Below are 12,583 nucleotides of genomic sequence, written 5' to 3'. Positions count from 1 at the left end.
GTGTCGCACGGCGGCGGTGCGCGGGGCGGGGGACGCCCGCGCCTGGCCGAGGTGGTGCGCGGGGCGGGGGTGCGCGTCCGCCGAGGGCGGTCCGCGGGGCGGGTGGGATGCCCGCGTCTGGCCGAGTGGTGCGCAGGGCGGGCGAGCTCCGGCTCACCCGCCCTGCGACTGTGGGGAGATGCCCCGTAGTACGGACGGCGGGGGCGGGGCGTTCAGCCCTTGTCGCGGGTGACGCGGGTGACCGCCCAGGAGGCCCCGGCCACGGCGCCCGCGACGGTGAACACCGCCGGCCACGCCCCGACCTTCTTGGCCAGCGGGTGGGACCCGGCGAACGCGGCGACGTACGCGACCGCGAGCCCGGCGGCAGCCTTCCCTCCGGCGGCCTCCCGCCACTCCCGCACGGCGACGGCGCCTGCCCCGGCGAGCACGACGCCCCCGAGCGGCCGCTTCCTGGTCCACCGGGCGACGGCGTACCCGCCGACGAGTCCGGCGGCGGCTATGGCGGGGGAGGGGACGCGGGGCATGACGGGGCCTTTCCGATCGACGGACCACCTACGGTACGACGCTGACGGCGCCTACTCGCAGGCGACGCCGTCCCCGTCCCGGTCGAGGTGCGGCCCGTACCCGGGGTCGCCCCGCCGCACGGGAGCCGCGCCCGCGGCGCGGGCGGCGGAGCAGTTCGCGTAGTAGGCGCCGCCCCCGCCCCCGCCATCGGACCCACCGGACCCGCCACCGCTGCTCCCGCCGCCTGAGTACGGCTCGCAGCCCGTGCCGTCCCCGTCGCCGTCGAGGTGGCTGCCGTACCCGGGATCACCTAGGTGCACGGGAGCCGCGCCCGCGGCGCGGGCGGCGTCGCAGTTCCGGTAGTGGACGGTGGGGGGAGCGGCCTTCTTCGTCCGGGTCGGGGCGGGGGTCGGGGCCGGGATGGGAGCGGTGACGGTGACGCGCACGACGGCGGTGGCACTCGCCGTGGCCGGGTCCCCCGGCTCGACTCGGTAGACGAACTCGTCCTCACCGCTGAACCCGGCCGTCGGCGTGTACCGGACGGAGGCGCCACTGACCTCGGCGGTGCCGTGGCGCGGCTGCGCGTCGACGGTCAGCGCGTAGGCCCCGAGGCGGAACACCTCGGTGAACGGCCGCTCCTCCCCGCCCGCGCCCTTGGCCACGGTGTCGTTGTCGAGCACGGCGACGACGAGCCCCTGGCTGTCGGCGCTCTCCATGTCATCGACCAGCTTCAGCGTGACGACCGGCGCGGCAGCCTTCGGCGCGGCACTCGCCGAAGCGACCTCGACCGCCTTCGGATCCCCGGCGCCCACATCCCCGCCTCCACCGCCACACCCGACGACCACCAGAGCACCCGCGGCCACCCCGAGGAACGCCTGCCGACAGCGACCTGTCTTTCCCGTACGCACAACGAGCCCCCAAGGCCTTCCGGTGACGGAGAGGGCACTGATGCTGCCACGCCCGAGGACGCCATGTGATGGATTCGTGAACTACTGGTGAAGAAGGCGCGTGGGGTGGGGCGCCTGGGTCACGGGGCTACTCGAAGATGTTCGGGACGGGGATGCGATTGGTGCGGCGGTTGGCATTCCAGGCTGCGGCAACCGCCAAGTGGGCCGCTTTGAGGCGGCCCTTAGTGCCATCGGCGCGGGTGTTGTTGTTGGTGGCGATCGTCTGGATCTTGGCCTTGAAGGCGGTGGGGTCGCCCTGGCGCTTGAGCTTCTGGGCCAGCTCTGCCGGCTTCAACTCGGGATGCCTGGACATGACCGTGGCGATCCCGCCGATGGTGACGGAGTGCCAGGTGTCAGGAGTACGACCCCAGGCGTCTTCGGCGATGGTGAGTGATAGATCCAGAATCTCGGGGCCGTGCTCCATGACGATACTGAGGATCCCTTTGATGCCGCGCACGCTGTTCGCGGTACTGCTGCCTACTTTGAGCTGGTGCTTTTCCAGGACGGTGTTGGTGTCCTGGAAGAGTGGGTGCCCAGCCAGTACGCCGATCCTGAACTCGTCGTTCGGACCGACTTTCGAGGACTCCTTGTTCTTGATGATGAACAGAGACGCCTCATTGGCAGTCGACAGGTCGAAGTGCACCTCGCAGGCGATGGTCTGGATGGCGTCGCGAACCTTGTCCGAGACCTCGACCTTCCCCGTCAGGATGAGTTGGCAAGCGTAGACGCGATGCATGCCATCCACGGCGTACTGCCCATCCTCGCGCTGCGAGAGGATCGGCGTTCCCAGTGCGGTGGGCACCAGCTTCTCGGCGATGGCCTGCGCCCGCGCCTTGTTGAGGTTGCGCTGGGCGCGGGGATCGAACTTGATCGACCTCGGGTCCACCTGGACGTACTTGATCGGATGGTCCGGAATGTCGTAGCTGTAAGCCTGGCTGGACAAAGTCTCTCCCCTTGTGTCAGCACCCAGTGGGGGTGACGGCGACACATGTCAGCTCCCGGATGCGGGAGACGATGACTGAGCGGTGATCAGTTTATCCAACAATTCAGGCCCATAGAGGGCTATTTCGCAGCCCTCGTAGAAGTTCGGCTCGGGCGCTTGGGGTGTGGGTGAAGTGTCGCCTCGAACGTCCGGGTCTTGTGTCGGAGGCGAAATGGGTCGACTGCTCCCCCTAGAGCATGGGCTCGGATGACGTTCGTTGGCGAACTACGGCCTCGACGAAGGATCGCCAAGCGTCCTCCCCTACGGGTATGACGCCGCCTCTGGGTCGCTTCGAGTCCCGTATCAGCGCGCCCATGTTCGACCACGCGCACTCCACGCACTCGCCCCCCGAGCCGTTGCTGTACGAGGACGTGAACCACGGCGTGGTCGAGTGGTTGGGGGCATCCACATCATTCATCTCGCGTAATCCTTCAGCATCGACGTGATCAGCTGGATCGATCGGTGAGGGCTTGCCGCGGCCGCCCTCAGGTTGTCGAAGGCCCGGGTGTACTCGCGTACATCGTCAGCACCTTCGAGGTAGATGGCGTCGGTGATGCCATCTCGATACACGATGTCTGGATCTTCGGGGTCAGGGAAGCCCATCAGCGTGAAGGGTCCCGTGGCGGGATATGGGCCGGCGTCGAAAGGCAGCACCTGCAAAGTGACGCTGGGGAGTTCCATCGAGTTCAGGACTCGCTCCAGCTGCTCACGCATCAGTGACCTGTCCCCGACCACATTGCGCAGGGTGCTCTCATGCACGACGAACCAAGCGTCTGGAGCGTCAGGGCGGCTCAGTATCGCCTGCCGTTCCATACGGACGCGGACAGCTCGTTCGACGTCTTCCGCTGTCATCTGGTTCGTGGCTCGATGTAGCTCGACGGCGTACGCCGGTGTCTGCATGAGCCCTGGCAGGAACTCGCTCTGGTACTGACGGAATGTGGAGACGTCCTGCTCCAGGCCGATGTAGATGGAGAACCATGAGGGGACCCCACTGCCGTGCGCCTGCCACCAGCCGCGCGTCTTGGCCTGCCGAGCGAGGGACATGAGGAACTCGCGAAGCTCGTCATCAGTCCCGTAGAAGCGGCATAGAGCGTCGACGTCGGAGGGTTGCACCCGGCCGGTACCCGTCTCCATGCGGTTGACCTTGGATCCGCTCCAGTCCAGCGCTTCTCCAACGTGGGCACACGTGTAGCCGTGTCCCTCCCGCAGCTTCTTTAGCTCGATGGATAGCCGTCGGCGACGCGCTGTTGGTGAGCCGGCCATCTCAACCCTTTCCTCGCTAGCGGGTGTTCAGTCTCCGTGCAACAGAGCTGAGTTGCCAATCACTCAAAGGTGGGAATCCCCTCGTGCACATTGCATGCCGGGATGTGCAGCAGGATGCTAGTGGCTCGTCACGATCAGTCATCGGGTGTCTTGGGCTGGAGGCCGGTATGAACCAGGACGAGTGCATGATCCGGAAACCGTGGGAGTTTCCCTTCCTGGCCGAGCCACAAGAAGTGAGCGCCCTGCGCCGCATCGTGCGCCGGCACTTGAGGACGTGGGGCTTGCCGCAGCAGACGGAAGTGGCTCAGCTCTGTGTGAGCGAACTCGTCTCCAACGTCATCCGGCATGTGGGGGCGGGGACTCCAACGGCGCTCCGGCTGTCGATGAATGGCACCTACCTGCGGATGGAAGTGCGCGACCCTGATGCCCGCGCACTGCCGACGCTGCTGTCCGCCAGTCCTGACGCGGAGTCCGGAAGGGGCATGACGCTCGTGGACGCGATGGCCGATCGCTGGGGCGTCTTGCTTGGCTCTGACCACAAGTGGACCTGGTGTGAGATCGCGACGGATCTCTCCACGCCGAGCGGTCACGGCGGAGGGGTGAGGGTCACTAGGGCGGAAGCGATGATCTCCCTTTACGGGGCGGTCGCATCTCCTCGCTCAGAACGCGCGAGTCCGCTCAGCATGGCCGTGGCCAAGGACGCGGCGATCGACGTGATGGTGGATCTCCTGCACTGGATGGGCGCTCACGGCTTTGACGCCGACGAAGTCCTGGACATTGCGGAGGCGCGATTCGAGGCGGGGTTGTGAGCGAACGGGCGACCTGATGAGGTGCGTTGATACCCGTGTGCGGCGGTGGGCGCGTGATCTAGATTCTCCGCATGGGGATCCGAGACATGCTCAGCGAGGTAGCGCGTACCTACGACCGTAACGCCGGCTCGACGCGAGATGTGAAGGGCCAACAGGTGCTGAGGGGGGTGGCCAGCCGCACGGACCTCGCTCTCCCCGCTGGGTTCAAGGCGAAAGGACATGGCGGACAGACGACTCCGGCGGCGACCCCTTGGATCGGAATCTTCGATGAGGGCGGAGAGAGGGACCCCAAAAAGGGTCTCTACCTCGCCTACATCTTCAGCGCCGATCTGAAGAACGTGACCCTGACGCTGCAACAAGGGATCACCTGGCTGGAGGAGCGTCTGGGCAGAGGTGTCGCGCGGGAAGCGCACCTACGCCACCACGCGGCGCGGCTCCGCCGAGCCGTGAGGCGGCAGGAGCGGCAGGGGTGGACGGATGAGCCCGAACTGAGGGATAGGGCGGCGCGTCCTCGTGCGTACGAAGCGGCCAGCGTCATAGCCAAGTCGTACGACACCGCCGCTCTGCCCAGTGATGTCGCTCTCATGGACGACCTGCTGGAAGCCATCACGTCACTGAGGCGTGCCGAGGAAGCTGACCGCATCTGGTGGATGAGTGACGCCGCGGACGCCTTGGAGATGTCTTACACACCGGGGGGTGCTGTCCAGCCGGTGGCCGATCCGCTCGCTGGCTTCCAGCCGAAGAACAGCGGCGAGTACGTGGCGCAGATTACGGCTCGGCAGCAAGTTAAGCAGCGCAGCCACGAGAAGTTGATCGAGGACTTCGGGCACTTTGTCGTGCGGCGGGGATACTCCCCCTTCACGCGAGGCCAGCACCCGAAGGATCTCGTGCTGCGGCGTATCGGCGCTGCGGAATCGGACGTCGAGTGGTTGGTCGAGGCGAAGGTCGTTCGTAACGGAAATCCGACGAAGGCGGTCCGGGAGGCTGTGGGGCAGCTCTATGAGTACCGCCACTTCCTCTACGAGCGGCAGCCCGAGCCCTTCCTGATAGGCCTGTTCTCCGAGGAGATCGGTGCCTATGCCCCGTACCTTGAGGAGCGGGGCATCGCTTCGATATGGCGAGACGGCGCCCGATGGGCCGGCTCCCCCAAGGCGCGGGAATGGGGCATGGCCGAGGGGTAGCCGCGTCAGGCGTCCTCGCCGCCGTGGCAGTCCCCGTACGTCCTGCCCGATCCGCACCAGCAGGCCGCCGTGGTCGACGGTGGCCAGGCCGTGGCGCGGCCGCGGGCCGCCAAGGTCGTCGCGTACTGGGGGAGCAGGTCCGCGTTGGCCGGGGAGGAGGCCTCGGAGGCGGCGAAGGCCTCGTAGGAGGGGACCGTGGCCGGGACGATGCCGAGGTTGGTGGTGCCGGCCTGGGCGAGTTCGCGGAGGGATGCCTCGATGTCGGTGAGGTGGGCGCGGTAGGTGGGGTACTCGGCCTCCAGCTCCGGGTAGGCCGCGAGGAGCTCGTCCAGCTCCGCCTCCGGCCAGTGGAGGACCGCCACCGGGAAGGGGCGGGAGAGGGCCGTGCGGTACGAGCCCAGTTCCGCGCGGAGGCGGGCGATCTCGGCCTGGAGCTCGGCCGGGTCCGAGGAGCCCAGGGACCACAGGCGCTTGGGGTCGTGGAGCTCGTCCAGGGGGACGTCCGCCGTGTGGACGGTGTCCGCCAGCATGTCCCAGTCGTCGTGGGGGAGCGCCAGCATCCGGCGGACCCGGTGGCGGGACTTCAGGAGCGACTGGGTGGCGTGCGGGATCTCCCGGGTGTCCGGCGCGGAGCCCAGCAGGAGTGTCGCCGCCTCCGTGAAGACCGCTTCCGACTCCTCCAGCTCGTCGTGCGACTCGAGCGTCTCGGCGACGATCTCCCACGGCTCGGCCTCCTCGGGCGCCGAGGTGCGCACGCCCTCGATGATCGCCCGGGCCTCGGCCTCGTGGCCGTACTCCCAGAGGTTCGCCGCCTTCAGGGCCCTGATCAGGTGCGGGTCCGACGGCCCGGACGCGAGCAGGGTGTCGTACAAGGTCGTCGCGCCGGCGCGGTCACCGGACAGTTCCAGGTGGGCCGCCGCCCGCAGGAGCAGCGGTTCCCGGTCCTGCGGGTACCGCTCGGCGGTGCGCAGCAGGCGCTCGGCTTCGGTGGTGTGGTCGGCAGGCGTGTCGGGGCGCATGGTGAACACCGTACTGCTGTGCACCCCTGGAGAGTTGGCGCGTCAGCCCCTAGGGTGCCCCGCGTGCGGGACAGGGTGCGTACGAGGGTGCCGGTGGTCGTCCAGACGCGCGGGGCGCGCGTGACGCCCGCCCGCCTGCTGTGGGTCTGCGCCGAAGCCGTCGTCACCTGCGGCGTCGTCGTCCTCCTCCTCGTCGTCCACCAGCTCTGGTGGACGAACCAGCAGGCCCGGGCCACCGCCGCGGAGCAGGTCCGCGTCCTGGAGCGGGAGTGGGAGGGATCACCCGAGGTGCGGCCCGAGCCCGTTCCCGAGGAGTCCGGCCCCGAGTCCCCTCCCGTGGCGGCGGCGCCGCCCGAGGCCCGTCCCGCGCCGCCTGCGCGGGACGGCTCGTCCACGTACGCCGTCCTCCGGATCCCGCGCATCGGCCTCACCGCCCCCGTCGCCCGTGGCATCGGCAAGCGGTCCGTCCTCGACAAGGGGTACGTCGGGCACTACCCGGGCACCGCCGGGCCGGGCCGGGCCGGGAACTTCGCGCTCGCCGGGCATCGCAACACCCACGGCGAACCCTTCCGGTACCTCGACCGGCTGCGGGTCGGGGACGAGATCACCGTACGGACCCGGGAGCGGGAGTACGTCTACCGCGTCGACCAGGTGCTGCCGCGGACGGCCCCGCGGGACACCGGCGTCATCGCGCCCGTCCCGCGCTCCCTGGTCAAGCCGTCATACGGGTACTCCTCGCCCGGCTCCTACCTCACCCTGACGACGTGCACGCCCGAGTTCAGCTCCGCCTACCGGCTGATCGTGTGGGCGACCCTCGCGTCGTCGTCGTCGTCGCCGCCGTCGCCGTGACCGGACCGTCCGGGGCCACCGGACCGTTCACGCGCCGAGTCCACCGTGACCGCCGCCCCCACCGGTCCGAGGGCGCCACCGCCACCGGCAGCGCCGTGTCCGCGCCCGCCGTCGACAGCGCGATCGTCAGGCGACGCCCCCGCCGACCCGGTGTAACGGGCGGTGTCGTCGGCCCCGGACCCCGCCGCGGCCCGCTCCGGCGGGACGGAGTCGACGGCGGGCGCGGCCCGGCGCCGGTCCCGGTCCGGACCCTGCCGATCCGGTCAGTCCCGCCCTCCTCGCGCCCCGCCGCCTCCTCGCACCCCGGGGAACTGATCGTGTACAACGATCGTCTGTAGCGCTGAGAGGCCGCGGACCGTCGACCACGGACGCCGGCCGGCACGACATGACGGAGGTGGGGACGATGCTCAAGGGTCTGGCCCCGCGCGTCGTCGCGCCCCTCTTCTGCCTCCTCGCCCTCGCCGATCTGCTCCTCTCCGACGGCTCCGCCGTCCCCGCTGCCGTCGCCCTCGCCGCGGCGGCCGTCGTCCACACGCTCCTCGGCGCCCGCACCGTTCCCGCCGTACCGCCGACGCGCGTACGCACCGCCCTGCGCGACCGCGAGCAACGCACCGCCTTCCTGCCGCAGCGCGATCCCGACGCCTCGGGCCGCCGCAGGCCCCGGGCACCCGGCCGTCTCCTCCCGACGGCCGCGGGCGCGTAGCGGTACACCCCGCACGCGTGGCAGGAGTCGTACGCGGACGCGTGGACGTCCCGTACGCGTGACGTACCCGTACGACGCCTCCCCCCGCGGTTCCGTCCTGCCGACCGACTTCTCCCTTCCGGCACGACGAGACCCCTCGGAGGGCTCCCATGTCCGTCTTCGCCTCCCTGGTCGAGCACCTCGCCGACCTCCTCCAGCCGCTGTTCGCGACCGCGGCGACCGCCGCCGCGATCGTCCTCTTCACCGCGCTCGTACGGCTTGCGATCCATCCCCTCGCCCGGGCCGCGGCCCGGGGGCAGAAGGCCCGTACCCGCATCGCCCCCCAACTCGCCGAACTGCGCGAGAAGCACGCGCGTAACCCCGAGCGGCTGCGCGAGGAGGTCGGCGCCCTGCACGCCCGCGAGAATGTCTCGCCGTTCTCCGGGGTGCTTCCCAGCCTGCTCCAGCTCCCCGCCTTCCTGCTGATGTACTACCTCTTCGCGGGTGACCGGATGGCCGGCCACCGTCTCTTCGCCGCCCCGCTCGGCGACCGCTGGGCCGACGCGCTCGCCGACGGCGGCCCGCTGGGCCCCGCCGGGCTGGTGTACGTCGCGCTGTTCGCGTTCGTCGCCGCCGTGGCCACCTTCAGCTACCGGCGCACGAAGCGGCAGATGGCCGAGACCGCGGCCTTCCTGCCCGAGGGGCCGGGCGCGGGGGTCGTCGCCAAGGTCATGCCGCTCTTCGCGTTCGGGACGCTCGTCACCGTGGCGGTCGTGCCGCTCGCCGCCGCGCTGTACATCGTCACCAGCACCACCTGGACCGTCGTGGAGCGGACGTTGCTGCTCTGACACCGTCCGCTCGGACGGGGTGGGCTACCGCCGGGTAAGGGTCCAGGTTGTGAACGGGGTATTGCAGAGTGGTCGGAACTCTTGGAGGATCGACCAATCCTCCGATGGCCGCACTCCATCGGCCGGGGCCACCGGGGCCCGCCCCGGGCCCACCTCGACCACAGGGAGAAGACCATGAAGCTGCTGCGTGTCGGGCCGGCGGGCGCCGAGCGTCCCGCCCTGCTCGACCAGGACGGAACGCTCCGCGACCTGTCCGCGCTGGTCGACGACATCGACGGAGGGCTGCTCGCCGACGCGTCCGCGCTCGACCGGATCCGGGCCGCCGCGGGTGCCGGCGTGCTGCCCGCGCTCGACGCGACCGGGCTGCGGATCGGCCCGCCGGTGGGCCGGATCGGCAAGGTCGTGTGCATCGGGCTGAACTACCACGGCCACGCCGCGGAGACGGGCGCCGCGACCCCCGCCGAGCCGGTCGTCTTCCTCAAGGCCGCCGACACGGTCGTGGGTCCGGACGACACCGTGCTCGTACCGCGGGACAGCGTGAAGACCGACTGGGAGGTGGAGCTCGCCATCGTCATCGGCCGCACCGCCCGCTACCTGGAGACCGACGAGCAGGCGCTCGCGCACGTCGCCGGTTACGCCGTCGCCCACGACGTCTCGGAGCGCGAGTTCCAGATCGAGCGGGGCGGCACGTGGGACAAGGGGAAGAACTGCGAGACGTTCAACCCGCTCGGCCCGTGGCTGGTCACCGCCGACGAGGTGGCGGACCCGCAGGCGCTCGGACTCAAACTGTGGGTGAACGGCGAGCTGAAGCAGGACGGCAACACGTCCGACCAGATCTTCCCGGTCGCGGAGGTCGTGCGGTACGTCAGCCGGTTCATGACGCTGTACCCGGGCGACGTCATCAACACCGGCACGCCGGCGGGCGTGGCGATGGGGCAGCCGGAGCCGAAGCCGTACCTGCGGGCCGGTGACGTGGTCGAGCTGGAGATCGAGGGCCTCGGCCGCCAGCGCCAGGAGCTGAAGGACGCCTGAGACGGGGCCGGGGGGCGGAGGTCGTCCTGGGGTCCGGGCCGGGGGACGGGGGTCCGGGCCGGGGGACGGGGGTCCGTCCTGGGACCCGGGAGCACGTGGCTTTGACGCTCAGGGTCGGGCCCGGGAGCACGCGGCCTTGGCGCTCAGGGTCGGAGCCGGGGGTCACGTGGCCTCGGGTTCCCCGGCTCGGGTCCCGGGACCACTTGGCCCCGGGTTCCCCGGCGGGGCTCCTGGGGCCCCGCGGCCCCGGGACTCCCGGCTCGGGGCCGCGTGGCCCCCGCCGGCTCGGGTCCTACGCCCCCGCCGACGCCGCCTTGAGGCGTTCGAGTGCCTGGACCACCAGAGCGTGGTCCTCCGCCTGCGGCAGGCCCGAGACGGTGACCGAACCGATCACGCCCGAGCCCTCGACCGCGACCGGGAACGAGCCGCCGTGCGCGGCGTACCGGTCGGGGTCCAGGCGGGAGGACTGCTCGAACGTCGTCCCCTTCGCGCGGAACCGGGCGCCGACCAGGAACGAACTCTCGGCGTACCGCTCCACGACCCGCCGCTTGCGGTCGATCCACGCGTCGTTGTCCGCGCTCGACCCCGGCAGCGCGCAGTGGAAGAGCTGCTGCGCACCGCGCCGGATGTCGATCGCCACGGGCGCTCGGCGCTCGCGGGCCAGCTCGACGAGGAGGGTGCCGAGCGCCCAGGCGTCCTCGTACGTGAAGTGGGGGAGGACCAGCCGTGCCTCCTGCGCCTCCAGCTCGGCGACCTCGGTCGCCGGTGTGTTCTCCGCGCCCGCGGCGGGGCGCGTGGTCCCGGCGCTCACAGCGCCACCGCGATTCCCTCGCGCGCGGACCGCTTCGCCGCCTCCAGGACGTCGAGCGTGGCCGCGGCCTCCAGAGCGGTGACCGGGTTGTCGCCGGTCCCGCGAAGGGCCGCGTCGATCGCCGCGTAGTACGCCGGGTAGTCGCCCGGCAGGGTCTCGACCGGGGTCCCGCCGCCGGTCAGGGGGGACTCGCCCGCGCCGATCTTGCCCCACACCGACGGCGCCTCCACGCCCCACGGGGAGCCGGGCGCCGGGCGCCGGCCTTCGCGCAGCGCGGCCTCCTGGGGGTCCAGCCCGTACTTCACGAAACCGGCGCGGGAGCCGAGGACACGGAAGCGCGGCCCGAGCTGCGCGGTCGTGGCGCTCACGTACAGGTGGGAGCGGACGCCGTTCGCGTGGGTGATCGCGAGGAACGTGTCGTCATCGGTCTCGGCGCCCGGACGGCGGACGTCCGACTCGGCGTAGACGCGCACGGCCGGACCGAACAGGACCAGGGCCTGGTCGACGACGTGGCTGCCCAGATCGTAGAGGAGACCGCCGATCTCCTCCGGGGCGCCGGACTCGCGCCAGCCGCCCTTGAGCTGCGGGCGCCAGCGCTCGAAGCGGGACTCGAAGCGCTGCACCGCGCCGAGCTCGCCGTCCGCGACGAGCTTGCGGAGGGTGCGGAAGTCGTTGTCCCAGCGGCGGTTCTGGAACACGGAGAGGAGCAGGCCCCGCTCGTCGGCGAGGGCGGCGAGTTCGCGGGCCTCGGCGGCCGTGCCCGCCACGGGCTTGTCGACGACGACGGGGAGGCCGGCCTCGAGCGCGGCGGTCGCGACGGGGACGTGCGTCTTGTTCGGGGAGGCGACGACGATCAGATCGAGTTCGTCCGCCCGAGCCCACAGCTCGTCGGGGGAGCCGGCGACCCGCACGCCGGGGTGCGCGGCGCGCACCTGCTCCTGACGTTCGGGGTTGCCGGTCGTGACGGTGTCGAGGGTGAGGCCCGCGGTGGCCTCGATCAGCGGGGCGTGGAAGACGGAGCCCGCGAGGCCGTAGCCGACGAGTCCGACGCGAAGGGGGGTGCGGGGGCCGGTGCCAGTCATGCCCTCCACTTAAGCAACGCTGTTGCCAAAGTGCAAGCACGGGAGACAATGGGCGGGTGAAGAGGGAGGACGAGCACGTGGACCAGTGGGAGAGCAGGGGCCGGGACGCGGCGACGGCCGGCGTGAACCTGCCGGCGTTGCGCAGCCACAACGCGGCGCTGGTGCTCGATCTGCTGCGCACGGCGGGGGCGGACGGGATCAGCCGGCTGGAGCTGGCCGAACGGACCGGACTCACCCCGCAGGCGGTCAGCAAGATCACGGGGCGGCTGCGGGGGGAGGGGCTGGCACGAGAGGCCGGTCACCGCGCCTCGACCGGCGGAAAGCCCCGTACGGTGCTGTGCCTGGTGCCCTCGGCGGCCCACGCGATCGGCGTCCACCTCGACCGCGACGAGATCACGGCGGTCCTCCTCGACCTCGCGGGCACCCGCGTCGCGACCCGGCACGCGCCCCTCGACCTGGGGGCCGGCCCGGACGCGGTCCTCGACGCGATCGAGCGGAAGGTCTCGGCCCTGCGCTCACCCGGGACGCCGGCGGAGGGCCGGGCGGCGCGGGGCGGCCCGGCGGAGGACCAAAG

15 protein-coding genes are annotated in these 12,583 nt (G+C 71.1%); 7 read left to right on the top strand and 8 right to left on the bottom strand.

Translation table 11 applies throughout. The features are described 5' to 3' along the window. Nucleotides 1–212 precede the first annotated feature (212 nt). From AB0K65_RS10205 to AB0K65_RS10185, 5 genes are all read right to left on the bottom strand, one after another. Nucleotides 213–524, bottom strand: a complete 312-nt coding sequence (locus AB0K65_RS10205; protein ID WP_365715331.1) for a hypothetical protein — start codon at nucleotides 522–524, stop codon at nucleotides 213–215. A 51-nt stretch (nucleotides 525–575) separates the two neighbouring features. Then, nucleotides 576–1,316 carry an excalibur calcium-binding domain-containing protein gene (locus AB0K65_RS10200; RefSeq protein WP_365715330.1) on the bottom strand — a complete coding sequence of 247 codons (741 nt, stop codon included), beginning with the start codon at nucleotides 1,314–1,316 and terminating at the stop codon, nucleotides 576–578. A 223-nt stretch (nucleotides 1,317–1,539) separates the two neighbouring features. Next, nucleotides 1,540–2,394, bottom strand: coding sequence for a DUF6551 family protein (locus tag AB0K65_RS10195; protein WP_365715329.1), 855 nt, complete (start codon nucleotides 2,392–2,394; stop codon nucleotides 1,540–1,542). Nucleotides 2,395–2,623: 229 nt separating this feature from the next. Beyond that, the gene (locus AB0K65_RS10190) at nucleotides 2,624–2,851 is read right to left on the bottom strand and encodes a DUF397 domain-containing protein (RefSeq protein WP_365715328.1); all 228 of its coding nucleotides are present in this window, start codon (nucleotides 2,849–2,851) and stop codon (nucleotides 2,624–2,626) included. After that, complete coding sequence (locus tag AB0K65_RS10185) at nucleotides 2,848–3,696, bottom strand: helix-turn-helix transcriptional regulator (RefSeq protein ID WP_365715327.1); 849 nt, start codon at nucleotides 3,694–3,696, stop codon at nucleotides 2,848–2,850. Before AB0K65_RS10185 ends, AB0K65_RS10190 begins: the two co-directional genes overlap by 4 nt. 167 nt (nucleotides 3,697–3,863) lie before the next feature. Here AB0K65_RS10185 and AB0K65_RS10180 point away from each other — a divergent pair, with 167 nt between their 5' ends. Together AB0K65_RS10180 and AB0K65_RS10175 are read left to right on the top strand one after the other, a co-directional pair. Continuing rightward, nucleotides 3,864–4,505 carry an ATP-binding protein gene (locus tag AB0K65_RS10180; protein WP_365715326.1) on the top strand — a complete coding sequence of 214 codons (642 nt, stop codon included), beginning with the start codon at nucleotides 3,864–3,866 and terminating at the stop codon, nucleotides 4,503–4,505. A 71-nt stretch (nucleotides 4,506–4,576) separates the two neighbouring features. Further along, entirely contained in the window at nucleotides 4,577–5,686 is a 1,110-nt protein-coding gene (locus AB0K65_RS10175) for a DUF3578 domain-containing protein (RefSeq protein WP_365715325.1), read from the top strand. A gap of 5 nt (nucleotides 5,687–5,691) precedes the next feature. Here AB0K65_RS10175 and AB0K65_RS10170 read toward each other — a convergent pair whose 3' ends face one another. Beyond that, nucleotides 5,692–6,705 (bottom strand): SEC-C domain-containing protein, encoded by a 1,014-nt coding sequence (locus AB0K65_RS10170; protein WP_365715324.1) that lies wholly within the window; start codon nucleotides 6,703–6,705, stop codon nucleotides 5,692–5,694. A gap of 63 nt (nucleotides 6,706–6,768) precedes the next feature. On the opposite strand from AB0K65_RS10170, the gene AB0K65_RS10165 reads away from it, so the two are divergent. The 4 genes from AB0K65_RS10165 to AB0K65_RS10150 all read left to right on the top strand — a co-directional run bounded on the left by AB0K65_RS10165 (nucleotide 6,769) and on the right by AB0K65_RS10150 (nucleotide 10,116). Next, complete coding sequence (locus AB0K65_RS10165; protein ID WP_365715323.1) at nucleotides 6,769–7,554, top strand: class E sortase; 786 nt, start codon at nucleotides 6,769–6,771, stop codon at nucleotides 7,552–7,554. Between the two features lie 403 nt (nucleotides 7,555–7,957). Continuing rightward, entirely contained in the window at nucleotides 7,958–8,257 is a 300-nt protein-coding gene (locus AB0K65_RS10160) for a DUF6412 domain-containing protein (protein WP_365715322.1), read from the top strand. A 149-nt stretch (nucleotides 8,258–8,406) separates the two neighbouring features. Beyond that, nucleotides 8,407–9,084 (top strand): membrane protein insertase YidC, encoded by a 678-nt coding sequence (gene yidC, locus AB0K65_RS10155; protein WP_365715321.1) that lies wholly within the window; start codon nucleotides 8,407–8,409, stop codon nucleotides 9,082–9,084. Between the two features lie 174 nt (nucleotides 9,085–9,258). Then, a complete protein-coding gene (locus AB0K65_RS10150; protein ID WP_365715320.1) occupies nucleotides 9,259–10,116 on the top strand; it encodes a fumarylacetoacetate hydrolase family protein in 858 nt (285 codons plus the stop codon). A 292-nt stretch (nucleotides 10,117–10,408) separates the two neighbouring features. Here AB0K65_RS10150 and AB0K65_RS10145 read toward each other — a convergent pair whose 3' ends face one another. Both AB0K65_RS10145 and AB0K65_RS10140 read right to left on the bottom strand, forming a co-directional pair. Next, complete coding sequence (locus AB0K65_RS10145; protein ID WP_365715319.1) at nucleotides 10,409–10,927, bottom strand: heme-degrading domain-containing protein; 519 nt, start codon at nucleotides 10,925–10,927, stop codon at nucleotides 10,409–10,411. After that, the gene (locus tag AB0K65_RS10140; RefSeq protein ID WP_365715318.1) at nucleotides 10,924–12,009 is read right to left on the bottom strand and encodes a Gfo/Idh/MocA family oxidoreductase; all 1,086 of its coding nucleotides are present in this window, start codon (nucleotides 12,007–12,009) and stop codon (nucleotides 10,924–10,926) included. The genes AB0K65_RS10145 and AB0K65_RS10140 overlap by 4 nt, the downstream gene beginning before the upstream one ends. Nucleotides 12,010–12,086: 77 nt before the next feature. Here AB0K65_RS10140 and AB0K65_RS10135 point away from each other — a divergent pair. Then, nucleotides 12,087–12,583 (top strand): winged helix-turn-helix transcriptional regulator (locus AB0K65_RS10135; protein ID WP_365715425.1); only part of this gene is annotated, 497 nt, incomplete at its 3' end.

Source organism: Streptomyces sp. NPDC053755 (assembly GCF_040677675.1).
GTDB lineage: Bacteria > Actinomycetota > Actinomycetes > Streptomycetales > Streptomycetaceae > Streptomyces.
The sequence above is the reverse complement of the archived record's forward strand: the minus strand, read 5'-3'. Positions and strand labels throughout refer to the sequence as shown.

What these genes read in the sequence shown, in the direction of transcription:
- AB0K65_RS10205 (WP_365715331.1), bottom strand. Translation starts at nt 524, where the DNA reads ATGCCCCGCGTCCCCTCCCCCGCCATAGCCGCCGCCGGACTCGTCGGC.
- AB0K65_RS10190 (WP_365715328.1), bottom strand. Translation starts at nt 2,851, where the DNA reads ATGAATGATGTGGATGCCCCCAACCACTCGACCACGCCGTGGTTCACG.
- AB0K65_RS10185 (WP_365715327.1), bottom strand. Translation starts at nt 3,696, where the DNA reads ATGGCCGGCTCACCAACAGCGCGTCGCCGACGGCTATCCATCGAGCTA.
- AB0K65_RS10180 (WP_365715326.1), top strand. Translation starts at nt 3,864, where the DNA reads ATGAACCAGGACGAGTGCATGATCCGGAAACCGTGGGAGTTTCCCTTC.
- AB0K65_RS10175 (WP_365715325.1), top strand. Translation starts at nt 4,577, where the DNA reads ATGGGGATCCGAGACATGCTCAGCGAGGTAGCGCGTACCTACGACCGT.
- AB0K65_RS10170 (WP_365715324.1), bottom strand. Translation starts at nt 6,705, where the DNA reads ATGCGCCCCGACACGCCTGCCGACCACACCACCGAAGCCGAGCGCCTG.
- AB0K65_RS10160 (WP_365715322.1), top strand. Translation starts at nt 7,958, where the DNA reads ATGCTCAAGGGTCTGGCCCCGCGCGTCGTCGCGCCCCTCTTCTGCCTC.
- yidC (WP_365715321.1), top strand. Translation starts at nt 8,407, where the DNA reads ATGTCCGTCTTCGCCTCCCTGGTCGAGCACCTCGCCGACCTCCTCCAG.
- AB0K65_RS10150 (WP_365715320.1), top strand. Translation starts at nt 9,259, where the DNA reads ATGAAGCTGCTGCGTGTCGGGCCGGCGGGCGCCGAGCGTCCCGCCCTG.
- AB0K65_RS10140 (WP_365715318.1), bottom strand. Translation starts at nt 12,009, where the DNA reads ATGACTGGCACCGGCCCCCGCACCCCCCTTCGCGTCGGACTCGTCGGC.